Origin of the sequence: Amycolatopsis sp. NPDC059235 (assembly GCF_042754125.1) — a bacterium.
GTDB lineage: Bacteria > Actinomycetota > Actinomycetes > Mycobacteriales > Pseudonocardiaceae > Amycolatopsis > Amycolatopsis albidoflava.
Genome location: NZ_JBHZAG010000054.1, coordinates 47,061 through 69,070, shown reverse-complemented (window position 1 = coordinate 69,070; position 22,010 = coordinate 47,061). Strand labels below are relative to the sequence as shown.

At 70.6% G+C, this 22,010-nt stretch carries 24 protein-coding genes; 14 read left to right on the top strand and 10 right to left on the bottom strand.

Annotated elements, in window-relative coordinates; translation table 11 throughout:
• Positions 1 to 109: 109 nt before the first annotated feature.
• From ACFXI3_RS29765 to ACFXI3_RS29755, 3 genes are read right to left on the bottom strand one after another with little or no spacing between them, the layout of a single operon-like run.
• A complete protein-coding gene (locus ACFXI3_RS29765; protein ID WP_344279170.1) occupies positions 110 to 475 on the bottom strand; it encodes a hypothetical protein in 366 nt (121 codons plus the stop codon).
• A gap of 55 nt (positions 476 to 530) precedes the next feature.
• The gene (locus ACFXI3_RS29760; RefSeq protein ID WP_378403928.1) at positions 531 to 1,448 is read right to left on the bottom strand and encodes a hypothetical protein; all 918 of its coding nucleotides are present in this window, start codon (positions 1,446 to 1,448) and stop codon (positions 531 to 533) included.
• 50 nt (positions 1,449 to 1,498) lie between these two features.
• Complete coding sequence (locus ACFXI3_RS29755; RefSeq protein ID WP_378403926.1) at positions 1,499 to 2,365, bottom strand: DMT family transporter; 867 nt, start codon at positions 2,363 to 2,365, stop codon at positions 1,499 to 1,501.
• A gap of 69 nt (positions 2,366 to 2,434) precedes the next feature.
• Between ACFXI3_RS29755 and ACFXI3_RS29750 the strand changes: the two genes are divergently transcribed.
• The 3 genes from ACFXI3_RS29750 to ACFXI3_RS29740 all read left to right on the top strand — a co-directional run bounded on the left by ACFXI3_RS29750 (position 2,435) and on the right by ACFXI3_RS29740 (position 5,177).
• On the top strand, positions 2,435 to 3,298 hold the full coding sequence (locus tag ACFXI3_RS29750; RefSeq protein WP_378403924.1) for a LysR family transcriptional regulator: 864 nt from the start codon (positions 2,435 to 2,437) through the stop codon (positions 3,296 to 3,298).
• 286 nt (positions 3,299 to 3,584) lie between these two features.
• Complete coding sequence (locus tag ACFXI3_RS29745) at positions 3,585 to 4,052, top strand: HNH endonuclease (protein WP_344279158.1); 468 nt, start codon at positions 3,585 to 3,587, stop codon at positions 4,050 to 4,052.
• A gap of 21 nt (positions 4,053 to 4,073) precedes the next feature.
• Complete coding sequence (locus ACFXI3_RS29740; RefSeq protein ID WP_378403922.1) at positions 4,074 to 5,177, top strand: helix-turn-helix domain-containing protein; 1,104 nt, start codon at positions 4,074 to 4,076, stop codon at positions 5,175 to 5,177.
• A gap of 354 nt (positions 5,178 to 5,531) precedes the next feature.
• Here the strand turns inward: ACFXI3_RS29740 and ACFXI3_RS29735 are convergent, their stop codons facing one another.
• The 3 genes from ACFXI3_RS29735 to ACFXI3_RS29725 form a co-directional block, all read right to left on the bottom strand.
• Positions 5,532 to 6,485, bottom strand: a complete 954-nt coding sequence (locus tag ACFXI3_RS29735) for an alpha/beta hydrolase (protein WP_378403920.1) — start codon at positions 6,483 to 6,485, stop codon at positions 5,532 to 5,534.
• 145 nt (positions 6,486 to 6,630) lie between these two features.
• Positions 6,631 to 6,774, bottom strand: a complete 144-nt coding sequence (locus ACFXI3_RS29730) for a hypothetical protein (protein WP_378403918.1) — start codon at positions 6,772 to 6,774, stop codon at positions 6,631 to 6,633.
• A complete protein-coding gene (locus ACFXI3_RS29725; protein ID WP_344279147.1) occupies positions 6,771 to 7,049 on the bottom strand; it encodes a hypothetical protein in 279 nt (92 codons plus the stop codon). The genes ACFXI3_RS29730 and ACFXI3_RS29725 overlap by 4 nt, the downstream gene beginning before the upstream one ends.
• Before the next feature lie 67 nt (positions 7,050 to 7,116).
• Here ACFXI3_RS29725 and ACFXI3_RS29720 point away from each other — a divergent pair, with 67 nt between their 5' ends.
• The 4 genes from ACFXI3_RS29720 to ACFXI3_RS29705 all read left to right on the top strand — a co-directional run bounded on the left by ACFXI3_RS29720 (position 7,117) and on the right by ACFXI3_RS29705 (position 11,513).
• A complete protein-coding gene (locus ACFXI3_RS29720; RefSeq protein WP_344279144.1) occupies positions 7,117 to 7,752 on the top strand; it encodes a TetR family transcriptional regulator C-terminal domain-containing protein in 636 nt (211 codons plus the stop codon).
• Positions 7,753 to 7,815: 63 nt separating this feature from the next.
• Complete coding sequence (locus ACFXI3_RS29715; protein WP_344279142.1) at positions 7,816 to 8,256, top strand: Fur family transcriptional regulator; 441 nt, start codon at positions 7,816 to 7,818, stop codon at positions 8,254 to 8,256.
• Positions 8,253 to 9,779 carry a catalase gene (locus tag ACFXI3_RS29710; RefSeq protein ID WP_344279139.1) on the top strand — a complete coding sequence of 509 codons (1,527 nt, stop codon included), beginning with the start codon at positions 8,253 to 8,255 and terminating at the stop codon, positions 9,777 to 9,779. The genes ACFXI3_RS29715 and ACFXI3_RS29710 overlap by 4 nt, the downstream gene beginning before the upstream one ends.
• A 114-nt stretch (positions 9,780 to 9,893) precedes the next feature.
• Positions 9,894 to 11,513, top strand: coding sequence for an ATP-binding cassette domain-containing protein (locus ACFXI3_RS29705; protein WP_344279136.1), 1,620 nt, complete (start codon positions 9,894 to 9,896; stop codon positions 11,511 to 11,513).
• On the opposite strand, the gene ACFXI3_RS29700 is transcribed toward ACFXI3_RS29705, so the two are convergent.
• On the bottom strand, positions 11,510 to 12,016 hold the full coding sequence (locus tag ACFXI3_RS29700; RefSeq protein ID WP_378403914.1) for a putative immunity protein: 507 nt from the start codon (positions 12,014 to 12,016) through the stop codon (positions 11,510 to 11,512). The genes ACFXI3_RS29705 and ACFXI3_RS29700 overlap by 4 nt on opposite strands.
• Before the next feature lie 94 nt (positions 12,017 to 12,110).
• On the opposite strand from ACFXI3_RS29700, the gene ACFXI3_RS29695 reads away from it, so the two are divergent.
• Positions 12,111 to 12,383 carry a hypothetical protein gene (locus ACFXI3_RS29695; RefSeq protein WP_378403912.1) on the top strand — a complete coding sequence of 91 codons (273 nt, stop codon included), beginning with the start codon at positions 12,111 to 12,113 and terminating at the stop codon, positions 12,381 to 12,383.
• A gap of 4 nt (positions 12,384 to 12,387) precedes the next feature.
• On the opposite strand, the gene ACFXI3_RS29690 is transcribed toward ACFXI3_RS29695, so the two are convergent.
• Positions 12,388 to 13,440 (bottom strand): YeiH family protein, encoded by a 1,053-nt coding sequence (locus ACFXI3_RS29690; protein WP_370938395.1) that lies wholly within the window; start codon positions 13,438 to 13,440, stop codon positions 12,388 to 12,390.
• A 96-nt stretch (positions 13,441 to 13,536) separates the two neighbouring features.
• Between ACFXI3_RS29690 and ACFXI3_RS29685 the strand changes: the two genes are divergently transcribed.
• On the top strand, positions 13,537 to 14,313 hold the full coding sequence (locus ACFXI3_RS29685; protein ID WP_378403910.1) for a GntR family transcriptional regulator: 777 nt from the start codon (positions 13,537 to 13,539) through the stop codon (positions 14,311 to 14,313).
• A gap of 184 nt (positions 14,314 to 14,497) precedes the next feature.
• Here ACFXI3_RS29685 and ACFXI3_RS29680 read toward each other — a convergent pair whose 3' ends face one another.
• Positions 14,498 to 15,289, bottom strand: coding sequence for a thioesterase family protein (locus ACFXI3_RS29680; protein ID WP_378403908.1), 792 nt, complete (start codon positions 15,287 to 15,289; stop codon positions 14,498 to 14,500).
• Positions 15,290 to 15,496: 207 nt separating this feature from the next.
• On the opposite strand from ACFXI3_RS29680, the gene ACFXI3_RS29675 reads away from it, so the two are divergent.
• Genes ACFXI3_RS29675 through ACFXI3_RS29665 form a run of 3 tightly spaced genes read left to right on the top strand, consistent with a single transcriptional unit; the run spans position 15,497 to position 17,559 of the window.
• The gene (locus ACFXI3_RS29675; RefSeq protein ID WP_378403906.1) at positions 15,497 to 15,895 is read left to right on the top strand and encodes a YciI family protein; all 399 of its coding nucleotides are present in this window, start codon (positions 15,497 to 15,499) and stop codon (positions 15,893 to 15,895) included.
• Positions 15,895 to 17,136 carry an RNA polymerase sigma factor gene (locus tag ACFXI3_RS29670; protein WP_378403904.1) on the top strand — a complete coding sequence of 414 codons (1,242 nt, stop codon included), beginning with the start codon at positions 15,895 to 15,897 and terminating at the stop codon, positions 17,134 to 17,136. Before ACFXI3_RS29675 ends, ACFXI3_RS29670 begins: the two co-directional genes overlap by 1 nt.
• A gap of 30 nt (positions 17,137 to 17,166) precedes the next feature.
• Entirely contained in the window at positions 17,167 to 17,559 is a 393-nt protein-coding gene (locus ACFXI3_RS29665) for an Imm1 family immunity protein (protein ID WP_378403902.1), read from the top strand.
• Positions 17,560 to 17,579: 20 nt separating this feature from the next.
• Here ACFXI3_RS29665 and ACFXI3_RS29660 read toward each other — a convergent pair whose 3' ends face one another.
• Entirely contained in the window at positions 17,580 to 18,407 is an 828-nt protein-coding gene (locus ACFXI3_RS29660) for an SDR family oxidoreductase (protein ID WP_378403900.1), read from the bottom strand.
• A 173-nt stretch (positions 18,408 to 18,580) separates the two neighbouring features.
• Here ACFXI3_RS29660 and ACFXI3_RS29655 point away from each other — a divergent pair, with 173 nt between their 5' ends.
• Complete coding sequence (locus ACFXI3_RS29655; protein WP_378403898.1) at positions 18,581 to 19,792, top strand: hypothetical protein; 1,212 nt, start codon at positions 18,581 to 18,583, stop codon at positions 19,790 to 19,792.
• A gap of 608 nt (positions 19,793 to 20,400) precedes the next feature.
• A complete protein-coding gene (locus ACFXI3_RS29650; RefSeq protein WP_378403896.1) occupies positions 20,401 to 21,156 on the top strand; it encodes a S1 family peptidase in 756 nt (251 codons plus the stop codon).
• Positions 21,157 to 22,010: the final 854 nt, after the last annotated feature.

Below are 22,010 nucleotides of genomic sequence, written 5' to 3'. Positions count from 1 at the left end.
CCCGCCTTGACAAGCACCCCCAGACCGTCAGCACAATCAAGCTTCGGGGTGCCCCACGCAACCACCACGGCAAGGTCGCCGCCAGGCGACGAGCCACCCGCGAACCCCGTCACACAAAAACCCCGCCCAGCACAGCCGAAGCCTCCCCCACCATCCCGTCCACCTCAGCCACCAACCCCTCGATCTCCCCCCACCGCCGCACATCCCGCCCAGGATCCGAAATCAACGCCGTCCCCACCAGCAACAGCAACGTATCGATCTCGAAAGCCCGATCAGCCAACCGCAGCAACGGCACCGGATCCCCGCCGACACCCCCGGCGGCGAACCGGCAAGCCGCGTGCCCCAGCCCCCGGCACACCGTCCGCAACCGCTCCCGCACCTCGTCCGCCCGCGGATCCGCCCGAGGCCCGCCGGTCCGGATATTCCACGCCACCGAAAGCAAACAGCGCCCGGCATCGTCCATCGACGTGTTCATCACCGGGCGAGTCTGGAAGCACCATCCCCGCGACGGGTGACCCGACACGCAAGGCTCACCGCATCGAGTGAAGCAACCGCACCGTCGCGTCCAGCGGCAGCCGATCGTCCGCGGCACGCGCGAGAAAGTCCTTGATCCGCTGCCCGTCCGGCGTCAACGATTCGACGTCGTTGACCTCCGCGCTGGCCGCCTCCAACGTCCCGAGCCCGGCATTGTGGTGCGCGTCCCGAACCGCATTCCGCAGCACCGCCAGCTCCGCCGCCGACGGCCCCCGCTTCTCCGCCCGCAACCGCTCGACGATCCGGAGCACCTGCGGCGAATGCGCGGCCAACGACTGCCGCCCGGCGAACGACGCGACCATTCGCGGCGTCGCGCTCGCCGAGGCCGGAGGCGGTGGCACCTCGACCGCCTCGCCGACCACCCGCAGACTCTCCAACGCCGCAGCACGCCGACGTTCACTCTCGCGCACGCGTGCGAGCGGGTCCTTGCGCCGGGACGACGCGATCGCGCGAGCGTCCGCCCGAGCCCGCTCCCCCGCGTCGGTCAGGCGCGAGCGCCGTTGGTACGTGCCCTCGTCCGCGGCCTGCTTGCGCCGGTTCGCGAGCCACGCCTCGAAGGTCTGCCCGCGCCGAGGCGGCTCGCGCACTTCGGTCAGGTCCGCGGCGGCGGACTCGTCGACGAACCAGCCCTTCATCCGCGAGCGCAGGAAGTCGCCTGGCTTTTCGCTGCCCCGGCGCGGCCGCTGGCGCGTCCCGTCCGGCAGCGCGCTCATCGCGATCAGCAGCGCGTCCGGGCAGTATCCGTTGGAGTACCAGAATTCCAGCTGCCGCTCGACGTCGTCGCGTTCCTCCCGCGTCAGCCGTTCGGACACCCAGCCCATCCGGCGGACGAGCACGCCCGTCGCCTGGGCGCGTTCGCGCGCGTCGGCGGGCACGACCGTCGACGGCCACTCCTGATCCGCGATCCGCACCACGCCACACCTCCCTTGCCGGCGACGCCTACGTTAGCCCGCCGCACCGACAATTACCCGGCCCGCCGCAGCACCGCCACCGTGTTCACCGCCACGATCACCCCGATCGAGGCCCACGCGACGGCGTCCAGCCGCTGGTCCAGCAGCACGAGCCCGACGAGCGCGGCGATCACCGGGTTGACGCTCATGAACGCCCCGAAGAACTGCGCCGGCACCCGCCGCAGCGCCACCAGGTCAACGAGAAACGGCAGCGCCGACGACAGCAGCCCGGCGGTGAGCGCCGCCGCGAGCGCGCCCGGCGTCGGCGGGTGGTGCAGCATCGCGAACACCCCGATAGGCACGTAAAGCAGCCCGGACACCCCGGCCGCGGCAGCCGAACCCTCGGCTCCGGGAAGGCGACGGCCGACGGTCCGGTTCAGCAGGATGTAGCAGGCCCAGCACGACGCGGCGATCAGCGCGAGCCCGATCCCGAGGTAGTCGGTGGTCGGCTGCGGCCGCATCAGCGCCCCGACCGCGACCGCGGCGGCCACCGCGCACGCGAGGTCCGTCCGGTGCCGGGAGCCGGCCAGCGCGATCGCCAGCGGGCCGAGGAATTCGAGCGTCACGGCCAGTCCGAGGCCGATCCGGTCGACCGCCGTGTACAGCGACAGATTCATCGTCGCGAACACAGCGGCCAAGCCGAGCACCGGCCACCATTGCCGCGCGGTGAACGTCCGCAGGCGGGGCCGTCCGACCGCCAGCAGCACCACCGCCGCCACCCATTGCCGGACCGCCACCACTCCCGGCGGGCCGAGCACCGGGAACGCGAGCGCCGCCGTCGCCGCGCCGACCTGGTTGGACAGCGCGCTGCCGAGCAGCATCGCGGCACCGGCCGCCCGGGTGTTGCCGCGCGTTCGCGGAGCCAGTTCCGTAGTCGCCATGCGGTCGAGCATGGGTCCGGCGGATCAATGCGCAAAATGCATTGACCGCATCAGCGATACGCTGGACGCATGGATCTGGAGCTGCGTCAGCTGCGCTGCCTCGTGACGATCGTCGACGCCGGGACGTTCACCGACGCCGCGCTCGAACTCGGCGTCTCGCAGGCGGCCGTATCCCGGAATCTGGCGTCGCTGGAACGGGTTCTCGGCGTGCAGCTGCTGCATCGCACCAGCCGGAGCCTCGAGCCGACGACGGCGGGCGTCCAGGTGCTCGCCCGCGCCCGGCACCTGCTCGCGGAGGCCGACGATCTCGTCCGCGAAGCGACCACCGGGCACACGCGGCTGCGCATCGGCCACGCGTGGTCGGCGATGGGCAAGCACACCGCGGAATTCCAGCGCCGCTGGGCCGCGCGATACCCGGACGTCGAACTGCTGCTCGTGCGCGCCAACACCGCGACCGCCGGGCTGGCGGAAGGGCTGGTCGATCTCGCCGTGGTGCGCCATCAGGTGCCCTCGGGCAAGTTCGCGCACGCGACGGTCGGCCACGAGGACCGCTATTGCGCCATGGCCGTCGACGACACGCTCGTGCGCCGCCGCACCGTCGCGCTCGCCGATCTGGCGTCGCGGCTGCTGGTGGTCGATCCGCGCACTGGCACCACTTCCGCCGAACTGTGGCCGCCGGAATCGCGCCCGCGGGTCGAGCTGACGCACGACGTCGACGACTGGCTCGCCGCCATCACCACCGGTCGCTGCGTCGGCGTCACCCCGCATTCGACGGCGACGCAGTATCGCCGCGACGGCATTGTGTACCGCCGGGTCCGCGACGCCCCGCCGGTGCCGGTTCAGCTCGCCTGGCGCGCGCACGATCCGCATCCGGCCACGCACGCCGCGGTGGCCCTGCTCGGCGAGCTGTACCGGACGCCGCCGAAACGGTAATGCCCTTCCGCACGCCCGCGCTAAGTCCATTGTGGATCTTGAAAACCGGGACGATCATTTTCCGTTGACGCAGGCGCGCGGGGCGGCAATGATAAAGCCGTCCAGCCACGAAAGGAACCATGGAATGCCGCACCGCGCCGAATGCATGCACCTGTCGGGCATTCCCGGCTCCGCGCCATGACGTGGCCCGCCACGCCGTGAGCGAGGAGCCGCCCGCCGGACCACCGGCCGGGCGGCTTTTGCGTTCACGGCCCGTTTCGCCTGTGGAAAGGAGGTGCCCGTCGCCATGGGAGTCCTGGTTCTCAACGCCGGCTACGAGCCCCTGCACACCGTTTCGCTCCCCCATGCCATCCGGATGCTGGTCCGCCAGGTCGCGGTCGTCCACGAAAGCGACGGGCCGGACCTCGGCGTCTTCCCGCGGCCGAAGGTGGTGCGGCTGCTGCGCTACGTCGTGATGAAATGGCGATATTCCGGGCCGCCGCGCTGGTCGCGTTCCGGCGTGCTGCGGCGCGACCGGCACACGTGCGCCTACTGCGGGCGCCGGGCCACCACGGTCGACCACATCACGCCGGTTTCGCGCGGCGGCCCGCGCACGAGCTGGCTCAACACCGTCGCCGCGTGCGGCGGGTCGGCGCGCAGCTGCAACGCGCGCAAGGCCGACCGCACGCCCGCGGAAGCCGGGCTGACGCTCCGTTTCCCGCCGCGCGTCCCGCGCTGGGAGGAGCTGCATCCGCTGGCCGGACTGTCCACTTGAGACTCGCGTAGGCTGGAACCCGTGAAGGGCTTGCTGCTGCGGTTGTCGGCGGTCGATTCCGGCGCGGAAACGGCGGTGCGCGTCATCGCGTATTTCGACGAGCTGATCGCCCGCCGGGCGACACTGCCGGATTTGCTGCGCGCCACGGCTTTTCTTGCGGAATGCGTAGCCGGGATTCGCTGTGTCGACGGAACCGTCCTGCGGTTCCGGCCGACCGGCGAACCCGGCGGCGACGGCCCGGTGCCGCCCGGCGCAGTCGTGGTGGACCTCGACGGCGCCGGGCGGGTGTGGCTGGAACGCGCGGGCGAGCCCGGACCGCTCGACGTCCTGGTGCTCGAACGGCTCGCGATCTCGGCGAAGGTGCTCAAACCCGTCGAACCTCAGCCGGCCGCACCGCATCTCGCGGACCCCGCGCTGGTCGAACTGGTGCTGGGCGAGCAAGCGGCGGACGAGGACCGGACACGGGCGCTGACCCTGCTCGGCCTGGACACGACACGCCCGCTGCGAGTGGTGGCAGTCGGTTCGGGCCCCGGCCGCGACGCCGGTGCGGACGCCGTCGCACTCGTCGCCCGTGGCGGTCCGCTCGGGGCGCGAGTGGCCGTCGTCGGCGGGGTGGCGGCAGTGGTGCTTCAGCCGCGCGAAGGTCCGGATTCGGTGGTTCCGACGTTGCGCGAGACGCTGGCGTTGCGGGCCAAGGACCGCACGCTGCCGGACACCGTCCGGGTAGGCGTCGGCGACGCGGTCGACGGTTTGGCGGCGCGGAGTTCGTGGCTGCAAGCCCGCTTGGCCACCCGATTCGCGGCGAAATCGCGGCCGTTGATCGTGCACGAGGACCTCGGCGCGGTGACGCTGCTGGCGGAAATCCCGGCGGAGCAGTTGCGCGCGCAGCCGGACGTGCTGGCGTTGGACGCGCTCGCGGAGAACGGCGATCTGGAGACGCTGGAAGCCTTCTGCCGCACGGGTTCCCTCCGCCAGGCGGCGATCGCGCTGCACCGGCACCACAGCTCGGTGGCGGCGCGGCTGGCGCACGTGGAGGACGCGCTGGGGTGGACGCTGGACGACCCGGCGGGCCGATTCCGGGCGCGGATGGCGTTGGTGGCGCGGAGATTGGCGGAATCCGCTTGAGGGGCAACGGTTCCGCTCGCGCGGGGGTCCCCCCGGTTTCCATTCTATCGGCGCGCACCGACAGTTCTCGCGGTCAACAGCCCGGTGCGTAGCAGCCGAGGCGATGGCGGGCGCAGCCGAGGCTTTCCCAGGTACGGGCCTGCCGGAATCACCGAATTCTTTGAGGAGCAGAGGAACAAGACCCGCGCAATCGTTGTGGCAGGCTTGACCGGTGGCACCGGCGGGTCCGTCGAAGGACTGGACGGGCTCCGGCTTTCTCCGGCAAGCAAAGCAATGTCGCTGCCGCCACACACTGGATTCGTGGCGACAGCGGCACTGCCGAAAGCACAGAAAACTCGACCGATCCGCGCCGACTCAGCCCGCCTCGACCCCCAGCACCCGGGCCAGCACCGCCCCTCGTTCCGCGGTCTCCCGGCGGCTCACCGTCGCGTGCCGGAGCACCGCCGAGCCGTGGAAAGTGCCTGGGAACAAATGCAGCTCCGTAGGCACCCCCGCCGCCAAAAGGCCCTGTGCGTAAGCGATTCCCTCGTCCCGCAGCGGGTCGAACTCCATCACCGACACGTACGCGGGCGGCAATCCCGAGAGGTCAGTCGCCCGCGCCGGCGCCGCGTAAACCGAGACGTCCGGGCCGCCTCGCTTGCCCGGTCCGCCGAGGTAGTAGTCCCAGCTCGCCTCGGCCGCACGCAGGTGCCAGATCGGCGTGTCGGCGAACCGGCGCATGCTGCCGGTCTCGAGGCGGTCGTCCAGTTCCGGCACGGAGAGGAACTGGAACGCGATCGCCGGGCCGCCGCGGTCGCGCGCCAGCAGGGCCAGCGCCGCGACCAGCCCGCCGCCCGCGCTCACGCCGTGAAGCACCACCTTCTCCGGGTCGATGCCCAGTTCGTCCGCGTGCTTGACCGACCACTCGAGCGCCGCGTAGCAGTCCTCCAGCCCGGCCGGGTACGGATTCTCCGGCGCGAGCCGGTACTCGACCGACACGATCACGACGCCGAGTTCGCGCGCCAATTCGACGTTGGTCGCGTGGTCGACTTCCAAGTCGCCGAGCGCGAACCCGCCGCCGTGGATGTCGAACAGCAGCGCCTTCGTCGCGACGCGATCCGGGGTGTAGACGCGGATCGGGACGTCCGGCGCGCCCTCGGGACCCGGCACGGCCTCGTCGCGCGTGGTCACGCCGGTGTCATCGAAATCGCCGTGCATCGAGGCGATCAGCTCGGCCATGCCCGCGCGAGAGGCAGCCACGTCGCGGAAGTCGGTCTCGGGCAGCATCGGGATCGCGGCGGCGATTTCGGGATCGAACGGATAACTCATCAACTGCCTCCGTCTTCCGGGTGAAGAACTCCATCGTGCCGAAATTCCGCCCCGGACAGGCACCGCCACGTGTCGCGTACCGCGCGGAGTCAACCCGCCGAACGGCGAGCCGCCCGGCGCCGAAGGCGGCCGCCGCGAGAAAGCCTCAGCGCCCCACCTTCTTCCAGATCACCACCACGCCGACGACTGCCACCAGCACCGCGCCCAGCACGATCAGTCCCTTCACGAACAGGTCGTGCACGAGGTGCTGCAGCATTCCGTCCCCGTCCGCGAGCAGCACCGCGTTCACCGGCCGGACCGCTTCCGGCCCGGGTCCTCGTCCAGCCACCGCGCGGCCTGGCGCACGACCTCGCCGCCGACGCGGCCGCGCATTCCGCGCGCCCCGCGCCGGTCCATCGCCTGAGCGGCGGTCTTCGCGAGCGTCGCCGCGCCTTGCCGCACGCGCTCCCCCTTGCCCCGCCGCCGCAGCGAAACGATCAGCGCGAAGCCGGCCAGGCCGACGACCACGACGATCGCGGCGATGATGCCGAACCGGATCAGCAGGACGTTCAGCACCGTCTCCACGGCGCACCCCTTTCTGTCACACCTGTGATACAAACCGTTTCTATCACGTCTGTGATATAAAAGTCCAGTGCCTAGAGTGGTGGACGGGGAAGAGCGGCGGGCCCACATCGCCGACGCGGTGCTGCGGCTGGCCGCGAAAGACGGGCTGCACGCGGTCTCGCTGCGCGCGGTCGCCGCGGAATCGGGGCTGAACATCGGCTCGGTGCGGCATTACTTCGACAGCCAGCACGCGCTGATGCGGTTCGCGATGCGCACCACCATCGACCGGACGACCGCGCGGCTCGTCGAACGCCGCGGGAAGACGGGTTCGTTGTCGGAACTCTCGCCGGAGGAGGCCGTCGACCAGCTCACCGAGTTCCTGTCGGAACTGCTGCCGCTGGACGAGCGCCGGCGCACCGAAGTGACCGTGCTGGTGGAATTCCTGATGGCCGCGCGCGCCGATCCGGGCCTCGACGACCTGGCACGGGAAGCGGTTCAAGGAACCGTGACGCTGGCCCGCCGCATCCTTGACGCGCAGGCCCGCAGCGGCCGGTTCGAGCCGAAAGACCCCGAAGTCGAGGCCGCCCGGCTGGCCGCGCTCATCGACGGAATCGCGTTCCGGGCCGTGCTGCAGCCGGAACTCACGACGCCGGAGGAGTGCGTCGCCGTGCTTCGCGCGCACCTCGTCGAGCTCATCAGACCGGTGGGTGACACCCAGGTGTGAGGGCCGCGGAGAGGGGGTAACCGGCGGAACTGGAGCGGTTCCAGATCCCCGGGGAGGACTCCGATGCCGGACTCGGCGGCGACGCTGCGGGCGGCGGGCCTGCGCGTCACCAAGCCGCGGCAAGCTGTGCTCGGCTGGCTCGGCGAGCACCCGCACGCGACCGTCGAGGCGATCGCGGCGGGGGTGCGCGAGAGCCTGGGCAGCGTGTCGATCCAGGCGGTCTACGACGTGCTCGCCGCGTGCGGCGACGCGGGGCTCGTCCGCCGGATCGAGCTGTCCGGGCATCCGGCGCGGTTCGAACGGCGGACCGGCGACAACCACCACCACCTGGTGTGCCGCCGCTGCGGCCGGGCCGAGGACGTCGACTGCGTCCGCGGCGAGGCCCCCTGCCTCACGCCGCACGACCGGCGCGGGTTCGCCGTGGACGAGGCCGAGATCGTCTTCTGGGGTCTGTGCCCGGACTGCTCCGGCGTTTCCGACCACCACGAGGAGTTCGCGAGATGACCGAAGAACCGAAACCCCCGGCGACCACCACGGACGCCGGAATCCCGGCCGAGAGCGACGAACATTCGCTCACCGTCGGCCCGGGCGGCCCGATCCTGCTGCAGGACCACTACCTGATCGAGCAGATGGCGCAGTTCAACCGGGAGCGGGTGCCGGAGCGGCAGCCGCACGCGAAGGGCAGCGGCGCGTTCGGGCGCTTCGAGGTGACCAACGACGTCAGCCGCTTCACCAAGGCCGCGGTGTTCCAGCCGGGCGTGAAAACCGAGATGGCCGCCCGGTTCTCGACCGTGGCGGGCGAACGCGGCAGCCCGGACACCTGGCGCGACCCGCGCGGGTTCGCGCTGAAGTTCTACACGACCGAGGGCAACTACGACCTCGTCGGCAACAACACCCCGGTGTTCTTCATCAAGGACCCGCTGAAGTTCCAGCACTTCATCCGGTCGCAGAAGCGCCGCGCGGACAGCAACCTGCGCGACCACGACATGCAGTGGGACTTCTGGACGCTCTCCCCCGAATCGGCGCACCAGGTCACCTGGCTGATGGGCGACCGGGGAATCCCGCGCACGTGGCGGCACATGAACGGCTACAGCTCGCACACCTACATGTGGGTCAATGCCGCCGGCGAGAAGTTCTGGGTCAAGTACCACTTCAAGACCGACCAGGGCGTCGAGCACTTCACCCAGCACGAGGCCGACCAGATGGCGTCCGCGGACACCGACTACCACACGCGCGACCTGTTCGAGGCCATCGCGCGCGGCGACTACCCGAGCTGGACGCTGCACGTCCAGGTCATGCCGTTCGAGGACGCGAAGAACTACCGGTTCAACCCGTTCGACCTGACGAAGGTGTGGCCGCACGGCGACTACCCGCTGATCGAGGTCGGGAAGATGACGCTCGACCGCAACCCGACCGACCACCACGCCGAGATCGAGCAGGCCGCGTTCGAGCCGAACAACCTGGTGCCCGGCATCGGCCCGAGCCCGGACCGGATGCTGCTGGGCAGGCTCTTCGCCTACGCCGACGCACACCGGTACCGGATCGGCGCGAACTACAAGCAGCTGCCGGTGAACGCGCCGACCTCGCCGGTGCACAGCTACAGCAAGGACGGCGCGATGCGCTACGCCAAGGTCTCCGACCCGGTGTACGCGCCGAACTCCAAGGGCGGCCCGCGTGCCGACACCGAACGCTACGGCACCCCCGCGGGCTGGCATTCCGACGGCGAGATGGTCCGGTCGGCCTACGTCGACCACGCCGAGGACGACGACTGGGGCCAGGCAGGCACGATGGTGCGCGACGTCCTGAACGACGCCGAGCGCGAGCGGCTGGTGGACAACATCGTCGGGCACCTGCTGAACGGGGTGACCGAACCGGTGCTGAAGCGGGCTTTCGAGTACTGGCACAACGTGGACAAGGACCTCGGCGACCGCGTCGAATCCGGGGTGCGCGCGAAGCAGGACGAGAAGGACCCGAAGGCGGCGGAGCAGGCCAACCCGGCGCGGGAAAGCATGCAACGCAAGGCATAAGGCGATCCCAAGAGCGGCGGTGCCGGTTCTCCCCGGCGCCGCCGCTTTGCGTCCTCTGTGGACGGCCGGAAAACCGTGCGGCGATTCGCGGCGGTCTGGGTAGAGTGCCGGGGCATGGGGCATTTGGAGGCCGCGCACCTGCGCTACGTGCTGCCCGACGGGCGTCCACTGCTCGGCGACGTCTCGTTCCGGGTCGGCGAGGGCGCGGTCGTCGCGCTGGTCGGCCCTAACGGTGCCGGCAAGACCACGTTGCTGCGGCTGTTGTCGGGAGAGCTGAAGCCGGACGAGGGCGCGGTCACGGTGACCGGCGGGCTGGGCGTGATGGCGCAGTTCGTCGGGTCGGTGCGCGACGAGCGCACAGTGCGGGATCTGCTGGTTTCCGTTGCCCCGCAGCGGGTTCGCGACGCCGCGATGGCGGTCGACGCGGCCGAGGAGCGGCTGCTGGAGGTCGACGACGAGGCCGCGCAAATGCGGTACGCGCAGGCGCTCAGCGACTGGGCCGAAGCCCGCGGGTACGAGTTCGAGACGACTTGGGACATGTGCACGACCGAGGCGCTCGGCGTGCCGTTCGACCGCGCGCGCTGGCGGCTCGTGCGCACCCTCAGCGGCGGCGAGCAGAAACGGCTGGTGCTCGAAGCGTTGCTGCGCGGACCGGACGAGGTGCTGCTGCTGGACGAGCCGGACAACTATCTCGACGTGCCCGGCAAACGCTGGCTCGAAGCCCGGCTGAAGGAAACCCGCAAAACCGTCCTGTTCGTGTCGCACGACCGCGAGTTGCTCGCGCGAGCGGCGGACAAGATCGTGAGCGTCGAGCCCGGCGGCGACGGCGCGGACGCCTGGGTGCACGGCGGCGGGTTCAGCACGTATCACGAGGCACGGCAGGAACGATTCGCCCGCTACGACGAACTGCGCCGGCGCTGGGACGAGAAACACGCCCAGCTCAAACGGCTCGTCCGGGACATGCAGCAGTACGCCGCGCGCAGCGACGAGATGGCGTCGCGGTACAAGGCGGCGCAGACCCGGCTCCGGAAATTCGAGGAGGCCGGTCCCCCGCCGGAACCGCCGCGGCCGCAGGACATCCGGATGCGGCTGCGCGGCGGACGTACCGGAATGCGCGCGGTGACCTGCAAGAACCTGGAACTGACCGGGCTGATGAAACCGTTCTCGCTGGAGATCTTCTTCGGCGAGCGCGTCGCGGTGCTCGGGTCGAACGGCTCCGGGAAGTCGCACTTCCTGCGCCTGCTCGCGGGCGGCGACGTCGCGCACACCGGCGATTGGAAGACCGGCGCGCGCGTCGTGCCCGGCCATTTCGCGCAGACGCACGCCCGCCCAGAGCTCACCGGCCGCACGCTGGTCGACGTGCTCTGGACGGAACACGCGCGCGACCGCGGTGCGGCGATGTCCGCGCTGCGCCGGTACGAACTGCACCGCCAGGGCGAGCAGGTCTTCGACCGCCTGTCCGGCGGGCAGCAGGCGCGGTTCCAGATCCTGTTGCTGGAATTGGCCGGAACCACCGCGCTGCTGCTGGACGAGCCGACGGACAACCTCGACCTGGAATCCGCCGAGGCGCTGCAAGACGGGCTGGAATCCTACGAAGGCACCGTGCTCGCGGTCACCCACGACCGCTGGTTCGCCCGCTCGTTCGACCGCTACCTCGTCTTCGGCTCAGACGGCGTCGTCCGCGAGACGCCGGAACCGGTCTGGGACGAGCGGCGGGTCGAACGGGTTCGCTAGTCCTTGCGCAGCAAGGCATCCAGCTCGCGCACCAACTCCCCCGCCCGCCCGCGACCACCTGGCGCTTTCGGATACCGCGACAGCACCCGGACGACCACCGGATCGGCCGCCGGGTGCTGCGCCGCCATTCCAGCCAGTTCGAACGCGTACGCCGCATGGCCAGCCGGGCCGAGGATGTGCCACACCTGCGTCGCCTTCGCGAGCGGATGCAGAAACGCCGCCCCGGCAGCGGCGACAGCAGCCCGCGCGGCCTCGCTCGCCGCGGTCTGCCCGGCGTCGCGGGTTTCCTGATACGCCCGCTGCGCCGCCCACGCACTGTCCCGGATTGCCTTGCTGCGCTTGGCTCCTTGAGCAAACGCCCGCGCCGCCTCGATCGCGTCGCGCGGGCGGCGGTCGTCCGGACGGGCTTGCTCGAAGATCGGCAGCGCGGGCTCCGCACAGGCCACGGCGTACGCGGTGACGGCGCGAAGCTCGGCGAGGTCGAGTGCGATCTGCTCGGTCATGTGCTTGAACAGTATCGTTGAACTGCCGGTTGGCACTTGCCTCAGACTTCCGGCAGGAATGTCAGGCGAAACTCTCAACCGGGGAAGGACGGCGGTGGACGAGCGGAGCGCGTGGTCCGAAGCCGACAAGGCGGCCTACCGTCGGTTCGTGCGCACCCACCACCCGGACGTCGGCGGCGACCCGGCCGAGTTCGCCGCCGGGCTCCGGGAATTCCGGCGCGGCCCCCGAAACGAAACCGCCGCGCGGGCCGATTCGGGCCCACGCGGCGAATCCGTGGTGTTCGTGCGCCGGAGCCGAGGGGTGTCCCGGCTCTTCGAGGTTCTTGCCGCACGAAGGCGGCGGAAGCGGAACCCGCGCGTGCGCTAACGCGTCACATCCCGCCGGTCAGCGCCTGCAGCCCGAGGCTCGACGCGGCGACCGCGATCCACAGGATGGCTCCCATCAGCAGCGGCTTGTGTCCCGCCTTGCGCAGGTCGGACGGCTTGAGCGCCAGGCCGATCCCGGCGAGCGCCATGGTGATCAGGAAGGTGCCGAGCGTCGACAGCGGCGCGTGCCACGATTCCGGGATCCAGCCCGCGCTTTCCACCGTGGCGGCGGCGAGGAAACCGATCAGGAACGGCGGCACCAGCCGGTGCCAAGGCATGGCGCGCAAGGAAACCCGGCCGCCCGACTGCTTGCGCGCGGCGAGCACGGCGAGGAACAGCACGATCGGGATCAGCGTGAGCGTACGGGTGAGCTTCACGACCAGGCCGTAGGAACCAGCGTCGCCGCCGTAAGCGTAGGAAGCCGCGACGACGGAAGACGTGTCGTTCACCGCGGTTCCGGCCCACAGGCCGAAGGCGTGCGGCGACATCCCGAGCGCGTGCCCGAGCGGCGGGAACAGCAGGACCGCGGCGACGTTGAAGGTGAAGATCGTGCCGAGCGCGTAAGCGATATTGGCTTCCTTCGGCTTCAGCACCGCACTGGTCGCCGCGATCGCGGACGCACCGCAGATGCCGGTGCCGACGCCGATGAGCGTCTGCGTGTCCCCGCGGACGCCAAGCAGCCGGCCGAGCACCCACGCGCCGCCGAGCGCGACCGCGAGCGTGCCGAGCATCACCGGCAGCGACTGCCCGCCGACGTGCACCACCTGCTGGATCGACAGTCCCGTGCCCAGCACGACGATCGACAGCTGCAGCACCGGCCGCGACGCGATGGCGTACCCCGGGCTGAACCGCCAGCTCCGCAACGACGGCACGACCGCTCCCGCGACCGCGCCGAGCAGGATCGCGAGCACCGGCCCGCCGACCACCGGCACCAGCTTCCCGCCCGCCGTCGCCACCGCCGCGACCAGCAGCGCGACCGCGAGCCCCGGCACCGGGCGGGCGAGCTTGGCCCGCCACTGCACCGTCGCGCGCGTCGCTCCCAGCGCCGCGCCGGTCACCGGTTCACTCCTGTGCGCACTCTGGCCTCCTCGGTAATGTACGTACATTTAATCTAAGAGCTGTCCGTACATTTGGCAAGCGGTACTGTTCCCGGCATGGGCGAGGCAGAGCTGGTGCGCACCGGCGGACAGCCCCTGTGGCGGCAGCTGCAGCAGCGGCTGCTGCTGCGCATCCGCGCCGGGGAGTTCGACGGCGCGTTCCCCGGGGAACTGGCGCTCGCCGACGAATACAGCGTCAGCAGGCAGACGGTCCGGCAGGCGCTGCGGGAACTGCGCGCGGACGGCACGCTCATCGCCGAACGCGGACGCCAGCCCCGCGTCGCCGCGGCGGCCGAGATCCAGCAGCCGCTCGGCGCGCTCTACAGCCTGTTCGCGGCGGTCGAGGAGGCCGGGCTCGACCAGCACAGCGTCGTGCGCCGGCTCGACATCCGCGCGGACGCGGTGGTCGCCGAACGCCTGTCGCTGGAGGGCTCCACTCCCCTGCTGTACCTGGAACGCGTGCGGCTGGCCGGAAACGACCCGCTGGCCGTCGACCGGGTGTGGCTGCCCGCCGACCTCGCCCGGCCGCTGCTGGACGCGGATTTCCAGCACACCAGCCTGTACGGCGAACTCCACCGCCGCACCGGCGTCCGGCTCGACCACGGCGAGGAGCAGATCCGCGCGGTCGTGCCGACGCGAGCCGAACGCGCCCTGCTGGGCTGCGGCGAAACGGTCGGCGCGTTCTCCATCGGACGCCTGGGCACCAGCGCGGGCAAACGCATCGAATGGCGGCACACGCTGGTGCGCGGCGACCGGTTCGCGCTGACCGCGGAGTTCTCCGGGCGCACCGGGTACCGCTTGGTCACGACAGGGGCACTCGCCGGAACCCGCTGACCGAGCATGCTCCGCGTGCGAGAACTTCCGTGAGGGGAACCCTCACGGACTCAGAGTCCCTCAGGGTTCCCTTCACGGACTGAGCTCCCAGCCGGCCAGCGAGAGCGGAGTTTGTGGTCCGTGAAGGGCTCCTTGAGGGAATCTGATTCCCTCAAGGAGCCCTTCACGGACCAACCCGCGCGACTCAGCCGATCCGGATCCCGGCCAGCTGCGTGCCTTGCGCGACCAGAGTCCCAGCGCTGTCCCACACGTGGCAGGACTCGTCGACTCGCCCGTCGCCGATCAGGTGAGCGCGGTGCAGCACCCGCACCGGGCCGGGAGCCGGATGCGCCCGCACATACGCGGTCAGTTCGAGCGTCGGCACCCAGCCGGACGGCGCGACGTCGAGGGTTGCGGGCGGCAGGGCGTCGACCGCGAACAGCAGGCTGATCGGATCGAACGGCTCGTCGCCGGGCAGCGCGAGCAGGGCGCGCAGTTCGCCGCGGCCGCTGGGCCCGTCGGCGAGCGGGCGGTCGAAGTACACGTCGATCTCGTCGCGGATCGCGATCGGGATGCCGGACGACAGCACGTCCGGGCCCCACGGCTCCTCCGGGAACGGCCCGAAGTTCGGCTGCGGCACCCCGTCCTGCCAGAACGGCTCGGCCTCGCCGAGAACGCCCAGCGTCAGCAGGGCCTCGACCTGCGGCACGCCGTCCTTGAGCAGCCGTCCGCGCAGCTGGGTCGCGGTCCGGCCGGTGCGCAGCACCTCGACCTCGATCTCCGCCGGGCCCGGTTCGGGCGAGCGCAGGTAGTGCGCGCTGGCGGCGAGCACGTCCGGGTGTCCGGAAACGACAGTCGCCGCGCGGGCGATCGCGGCCAGCAGGTAGCCGCCGTTCGGGCGGCCGCCGATGGTCCACGCCGGGCTCAGGTCGACGCTGAACTCGGTGTCCGAGCGCTGTTTGACCGCGGACACCGCGGCGAAGGTCGTCGTGCTCACGGTTCCCTCCAGGTGAGTTGCTTCCCGCAACCTACCTGCTAGGCCGTTCGGGTGTCCCGGGCACTGAGACCCACGCCACCCGTTCCGCCCGCGCCGCCGGGAGTTCCCCGGCAAGATGTGCGCGGTGCGTGTCGAGGACGGCGCGCGGGTTCCGTTCCCTTGGTGAGCCCGCCCGGAAGCGGCGAGCCGGACACTGGAGGAAACGCTATGCCGAAGTACATGCTGCTGCAGACCTACGCCCAGGGCGAAGGCTGCGACATCCCGCTGCCGGAGTGGGCTCCGGAGGACATCCGCGCGCACATCCAGTTCCAGCACGTGCTCAACGCCGAACTGACCGAAGCCGGAGAACTCGTCGAGGCGGAAGGCCTTGCCGGGCCGGAAGCGGCGAAGACCGTGGTCGCGGACGGCAAGGGCGGCGCGGTCGTCACCGACGGGCCGTTCCCGGAGGGCAAGGAGCTGCTGGCCGGATACCGCGTGGTGGACGTCGAATCGGAGGCGCGGGCGCTGGAGATCGCGACCCGGGTGTCGGCCGCGCCGGGTCCGGAAGGCGCGCCGCTGCGAGTGCCGATCGAGGTGCGCCAGGTGATGAGCGCGCCGGAGGTGTGATGTCGCAGCCTGAGGTCGAGGACCTGGTGCGCACGCTCGCGCCCCAGGTCCTCGCCGTCCTCGTGCGCCGGTCCGGCGATTTCGGCGCGGCCGAGGACGCGACACAAGAAGCGCTCCTCGCCGCGGTGCAGCACTGGCCCGCGGAGGGGATCCCGGAGAATCCGCGCGGCTGGCTGCTGCAGACCGCCAGCCGCCGGATCATCGACAGCTTCCGCAGCGACCAGGCTCGGCGGCGGCGCGAGGACACGGTCGCCGCCGAGCCGCGGGCCGCCGACGTTCCAGATCGGGACGACACGCTGACGCTGCTGTTCCTGTGCGCGCACCCTTCGCTGACGTCGGCGTCGGCGATCGCGCTGACGTTGCGGGCCGTCGGCGGGCTGACGACCGCGGAGATCGCCAGCGCGTTCCTCGTGCCGGAAACCACGATGGCGCAACGGATCAGCAGGGCGAAGGCGAAAATCAAGAAGTCCGGCCTGGCGTTCCGGATGCCCGCCGCCGACGAGCGGCAGGCATCGCTGCGGTCCGTGCTGCACGTGCTGTACCTGGTGTTCAACGAGGGATACACGAGCAGCGGGGGCCGTCGCCTGCACCGCACCGAACTGTCGGCCGAGGCGATCCGGCTCGCTCGGCTGCTGCACGCCGCGCTGCCGGATGACGGCGAAGCGGCCGGATTGCTCGCGCTGATGCTGCTCACCGACGCCCGCCGGCCAGCCCGCACCGGACCGGACGGCGACCTCATCCCGCTCGCCGACCAGGACCGGTCGCAGTGGGACCGTTCGCTGATCCGGGAAGGCGTCGCGCTGATCACCGCCGCGTTGACCCGCGACGGCATCGGCGAATACCGGCTGCAGGCCGCGATCGCCGCGACGCACGACATCGCCTTGCGGGCCGAAGACACCGATTGGCCGCGCGTGCTCACGCTGTACACGCGGCTCGAGGCGCTGACCGGCAACCCCGTCGTAACGCTCAACCGCGCGATCGCGACTGCGATGGTGCACGGGCCGGACGCCGGGCTCGCGATGCTGGCCGAGCTCGACGACCGGCTCCCCGGCCACCACCGCCTCGCCGCCGCCCGCGCGCACCTGCTGGAGATGGCCGGCGAACGAGAGGAAGCGATCCGCCACTACACCGCGGCCGCCGCCCGCACCGGAAACACCGCCGAGCAGCGGTATCTGACGCTGCGCGCGGCCCGGCTCCGCGCCGGCCATTCCACAAGTCGCTCGCCGATCGGCACCGAGTAGTATCAGGACACTTCACGAGCGGAGCGCACCATGGCGAGCATCGAAGACGCCCGTCGCCGGACCGGGTACGACGTCACCGAGACGGCTGCCGACGACGTGCTCTCCGCCCTGCGCGCCGCCGAACCGCCCGCGCCGGATGCCGGGGTCGTCTGGTGGCTGTACGCGGGCCGGAAGCCTCGGACGCCGTACCTGGTCGCCGGCCTGCGCGGCACGCGGGGAAGCCTGGCGTGGCACGAAAACGGCGAGACTTACCTGCCCGCGGCCGGCTCGGGCGAGGATCCCGTCGACTACTTCAGCCTTCAAGGCGCGCACTTCCCGCAGCCGTCCGGGAGCGAGGTTTCCGCCGAGGAAGTGCTGCGCGCGGTGCGGGAACTATGCGAATCCCAGACGCGGCCCTCCGGCGTTTCCTGGAAGCCCGCTTGAGTTTTGTCCACATAGGACTGTTAGGCGAAGTCGTCCTTGTGCGCCCTGGCCCACTCGCGGAATGACGTCGGCCGTCCCGCGAACCGTTCCACCGTGTTGTTCACCGGGGCTGCTCGGCCCACCGCCGCCTCCTCCACGTCCATCAGATGCTCCAGCACCGCCTCCGGCATCCACTCCGGACGCCGCGCCAGGGCCTCGCTCCGCGTTTCGGTCGCCACTTCGATCGAGCGACCCAATTCCTCCGCCAGGGTCTCCACCACCGCACGCTGCGTCATCGACTCCGGCCCAGTCAGCGCCAGCCTCCGCCCCGGGTAGCTACGCTCCGTGAGCAGCTTGGCGGCAACCGCCGCCACGTCCTCCTCGGCCGTCGGCGCGCACTGCGACTCCGGCGAGACGAGCCGCACCGGCTCCCCTGCCCGGATCGCCGCACCCCAGTCCCGCCGGGTGTTACCCGCCAGCCAGCCCGGGTACAGCACCGTGAACGGCAGTCCGGACTCCGCCACCGCCGCCTCCGCGGGCAGATGCGCCCGCCGGATCGGGTTGTCCGCAGCGCCCTCGTAGACATCCGGCGACGACAGCAGCACGACGTAGGACACGCCTGCTTTCTTCGCCGCCGCAAGGAAATCCACCGCACCCTTCGCCCGGGTCGGATACAAGAAGATCGCCTCGGCACCGCTCAGCGCTTCCTCGAATCCGCTGTCAGCCGTGAGGTCCAGCGACACCGCATCCGGCAGATCCAGCCCGCCCGCGTCGCGCGCCGACCCACGCACCTCGTGCCCGCCCTCGCGGAGCACGCGGACGACCTCGCTCCCGACATTCCCGCGCGCCCCCGTCACCAGGATGGTCATCCCACACTTCCTTTGCCCTTAAATTAACTTTGCCAGCAAAGCTAATCTTGATCACCCGCCGCTGTCAACCTCCCGCTCCCGGTACACGACCGAGCGAGATCGTTGTATGGATCGTGTACGGATCCCTCCGACACTCCGGCAGTTCGATTCGGACGAGTGAAGGGAGATCCGTCGTGGTCGGGAAAGTGATGGTCCGGCGCACGGTCGCCGCGCTGCTCGCCGCGGGGGCGGTCACCGCAGTCGCGACACCCGTGAGCGCTGCCGAGGCTTCCGGCGCCTGGCGCGCCGATCTGTCCTCAGTGGACAGTGACGACGTCAACGTCGTCACGGCCAGCGGCACGCTCACGCTGCGGGATCCTGCGTGGAGACCCGCCGACCAGGCCGCGGGAAGCGAGGGCTACCTGCTCTCCGCCGAACGCCGCCTGCCCGCGCCGGCGAACCGGGTCGCCGCCGAAATCTCCGCCGACGCCCCGCAAGGCACCTCGGTGGAAGTCGACGTCCGCGGCCGCTCCGGTGCCGACGACTGGACGGAATGGACCCCCGCCGGCACCGCGCTCCCCCGCGCGGTGAGCGTCGTGCAGACCAGGATCACGCTGTCCGGCACCGCCGCCGCGCGCCCCACCGTGCGCGACGTCGAACTGACCAGTTCCCTGACCCCGCAGGCGAACGCCATCGCCGCGTCCACTCCGCTCACCTACACCGTCTACGCCACCCGCGAAGGCCTCGCCGGCCACACCACCGCGAACGGCCATGTCATTTCCAGCAACGACCACTTCGTCGCACTGCCCTCCGGAAAAGCCTTGTCGCCCAAGGGAACTGGAAACTACAGCGTGCGCGTGTGCAAGACGGACAACAGCCGCTGCGAATACGCGCCGGTCTGGGATGTCGGGCCGTGGAACACCAAGGACGACTACTGGAACCCGTCCTCGGTGCGCGCCGAGTACAAGGACCTGCCGCAGGGCCAGCCCGAGGCCTACGCCGCCTACCACAACGGCTACAACGGCGGCCGGGACGATCTCGGGTACAAGGTCGGCAACCCCGCGGGCATCGACCTGGCCGACGGGACCTTCAGTTCGGGCGTCGGCCTGGGCGACAACGGAAACGTGAAGGTCACCTACCTGTGGACGGGCTCCGCCGCCGCGAGCGGTTTGGTGCAGACGGCGGGCGACCCGGTGAACGTGCGGTCGGGCGCGCACACGTCCTCGTCGGTGAAGGGCCTGGCGGCCAACTACGCCAAGGTGAACATCGAGTGCTACGTCAATGGGGACAGTGTGACCGGGAAGTTCGGGACGAGCAAGATCTGGGACCGGATCGGGCCCGGGCACTACATCTCGGACACCTACGTGAAGACCGGTTCGGACGGTCCTGTCGCGCCGCTCTGCTGAGGCCGCTTCGGTGGGTTGCCGGTGAGGCCTGGGGGTTCTCACCGGCGACGGCTCCCTTCGCTTGGCCGCTTGGCCGCATCGCCGCTCGGCCGCGCCGCTCGGCTGCTTGGCTGCTTGGCTGCTTGGCTGCTTGACTGAGACGAAGCGTGCTTCCCCTGGAGGGCGTTGCAATGACCCCCGTCGATGGCCCCTCACTCGACCGCTCGGCTAACGCGAGTCGAGGGGTCGCAACGCCTTTGCCGGTACTTCCCGGTGACCGCCCGTCGAACCCGTCGCCGGCGAGTCTCGCTTCCGGATTCCGCACCGGCATGCATTCCGGCTTCACCATTGCTCCATCCAGCCGCGCTCGTTCCGCGCAGCCAACCCGCAAGCCGGGTTTGCGGAACGTGCGGCGGGGCATCCGCAGTGCGTTCAGTTCCAGTGTGACCATTCCTCGCGACCCCGACCGGATTCCCTTTGCCCGAGCCGTTTTCCGAAGATCCTCCCCTCATCCGCCGCGGGGGTCCGAATCCGGTCCCCCGCGGTTTCCACCCGGTTCAGCGACGGTTTCCCCCTCAACCGCCCGGTAAAGTGGCTAACGTGCACTGCCGCAGCCGAGGGGGTCCGCAATGCCACGCCGTTTCGCACTCATCGCCACCGTCATCCTGCTCGCCATCACCCTGAGCACCTCCGCCCACGCCGCTCCAGCCGTCATCGGCGGAGAAAAAGCTTCCCTGCAACAACATCCGTACGCAGTGTACTTAGTGGACAGTCACGGAACCCAGTTCTGCGGCGGCGTCATCGTCAGCCGCACCGAGGTCGCGACCGCCGCGCACTGTGCCGCCACCGTCCCGACCGGCGAACTCAGCGTCGTAGCCGGTCGGGAAGACAAACGCGGCCAAGACGGCGTCGTCCGCGCAGTTTCCGCCGCCTGGCAACACCCTGATTTCCATACGCCGCAACAAGGTTCGGACGTCGCAGTCCTCACCGTCCGCGGCTCGCTCCCCTACCGCCCCGCCGACCTGGCCCGCGACCCGAGCCGCTACCCCGCCGGCACCAATGCCACAGTCCTGGGCTGGGGCCGCCTCGCGGACGGCGGCGACCGTTCGGACTACCCGCGCCAAGCCACCGTCCCCCTAGCCGACGACGCCACCTGCCGCACCGGCTATCCGGAATACACCGCGACGAGCATGCTCTGCGCCGGCTACCCCAACGGCGGCATCGACGCCTGCAAAGGAGATTCCGGCGGCCCGCTGCTGGTCGGCGACACGGTAGTCGGCATCGTCTCCTACGGCGACGGATGCGGGAAGCCAGGCAAACCCGGGATGTACACAAGGGTGACGTCGTTCGCGGACGAGATCGCCGCCCACGCCGGACTCACCTGATCCCGCGAGACCAACCGGCACGACACCGCCCGGATCGGCACTCCTCATTTCGCCCCGCACGGCATCCGCCAAGGCACACCGAACACAGGCTCCGACGATCGACGGCGACCGCATCGCCACCACGCACACCTACGACCGGGCCGGATTTCCGCTCCGCACGGACGGGATCCGCCAAGGCCCACCGAACGCAGCCTCCGACGATCGACGGCGGCCGCATCGCCACGACGAACATCTACAAACGGGCGGGGTTTCCGCTCCGCACGGAAGGAATGGCAGAACGCACGCGACTCCCTGAGCACGGCACGGTACAGTCCAGGGCATGACGTCGCCGGAGGCCAGCAGACGGTAGCCGCCCAGCCGCAAGCTGGGCGGCGGAGTGACGGGTGCCGGGTTCACACCCGGGCTGGGCTGACCGGCGAAACTTTCACCGCAGACACCGTGCGGTTGAGCTGTGCCCTCAACAAGTTCTCGTGAGTGCTTACTCCGGCTCCAACCGGCGGCAACACTCACGACAGCGAGGCATAGCCAATCGGGCCGCCGTGCGCAAGCAAGCACGCCGACGACAAGGTCGGTCGACCAGCGCCAAGTCTGCGCGCGGTGGCGACGTCGTGGTGAAGTCTGACGCCACAGGCAAAGCTTTCCGTTCGACACGCGCTCTGGCGAAGCCTGTACACAGCGGAGCCACCGGCAAGCGTGCTTGCCACCGCGGCACCGGGGCATCGCGGGCACCGCATGCTCGGCACGACAGCACCGCGGCCAAAGCATGCTCGGCACCACGGCCAAAGTATGCTTGCCACCGCAGCACGGCGAGCAAAGCATGCCCGGCACCACGGCACCGCGAGCAAAGCGCGCGT

Excerpts from the sequence above, each read along its gene's own strand:
- ACFXI3_RS29765 (WP_344279170.1), bottom strand. The coding sequence starts at position 475 with ATGAACACGTCGATGGACGATGCCGGGCGCTGTTTGCTTTCGGTGGCG.
- ACFXI3_RS29755 (WP_378403926.1), bottom strand. The coding sequence starts at position 2,365 with ATGGCGACTACGGAACTGGCTCCGCGAACGCGCGGCAACACCCGGGCG.
- ACFXI3_RS29750 (WP_378403924.1), top strand. The coding sequence starts at position 2,435 with ATGGATCTGGAGCTGCGTCAGCTGCGCTGCCTCGTGACGATCGTCGAC.
- ACFXI3_RS29745 (WP_344279158.1), top strand. The coding sequence starts at position 3,585 with ATGGGAGTCCTGGTTCTCAACGCCGGCTACGAGCCCCTGCACACCGTT.
- ACFXI3_RS29735 (WP_378403920.1), bottom strand. The coding sequence starts at position 6,485 with ATGAGTTATCCGTTCGATCCCGAAATCGCCGCCGCGATCCCGATGCTG.
- ACFXI3_RS29715 (WP_344279142.1), top strand. The coding sequence starts at position 7,816 with ATGCCGGACTCGGCGGCGACGCTGCGGGCGGCGGGCCTGCGCGTCACC.
- ACFXI3_RS29710 (WP_344279139.1), top strand. The coding sequence starts at position 8,253 with ATGACCGAAGAACCGAAACCCCCGGCGACCACCACGGACGCCGGAATC.
- ACFXI3_RS29705 (WP_344279136.1), top strand. The coding sequence starts at position 9,894 with ATGGGGCATTTGGAGGCCGCGCACCTGCGCTACGTGCTGCCCGACGGG.
- ACFXI3_RS29700 (WP_378403914.1), bottom strand. The coding sequence starts at position 12,016 with ATGACCGAGCAGATCGCACTCGACCTCGCCGAGCTTCGCGCCGTCACC.
- ACFXI3_RS29685 (WP_378403910.1), top strand. The coding sequence starts at position 13,537 with ATGGGCGAGGCAGAGCTGGTGCGCACCGGCGGACAGCCCCTGTGGCGG.
- ACFXI3_RS29675 (WP_378403906.1), top strand. The coding sequence starts at position 15,497 with ATGCCGAAGTACATGCTGCTGCAGACCTACGCCCAGGGCGAAGGCTGC.
- ACFXI3_RS29670 (WP_378403904.1), top strand. The coding sequence starts at position 15,895 with ATGTCGCAGCCTGAGGTCGAGGACCTGGTGCGCACGCTCGCGCCCCAG.
- ACFXI3_RS29665 (WP_378403902.1), top strand. The coding sequence starts at position 17,167 with ATGGCGAGCATCGAAGACGCCCGTCGCCGGACCGGGTACGACGTCACC.
- ACFXI3_RS29660 (WP_378403900.1), bottom strand. The coding sequence starts at position 18,407 with ATGACCATCCTGGTGACGGGGGCGCGCGGGAATGTCGGGAGCGAGGTC.
- ACFXI3_RS29650 (WP_378403896.1), top strand. The coding sequence starts at position 20,401 with ATGCCACGCCGTTTCGCACTCATCGCCACCGTCATCCTGCTCGCCATC.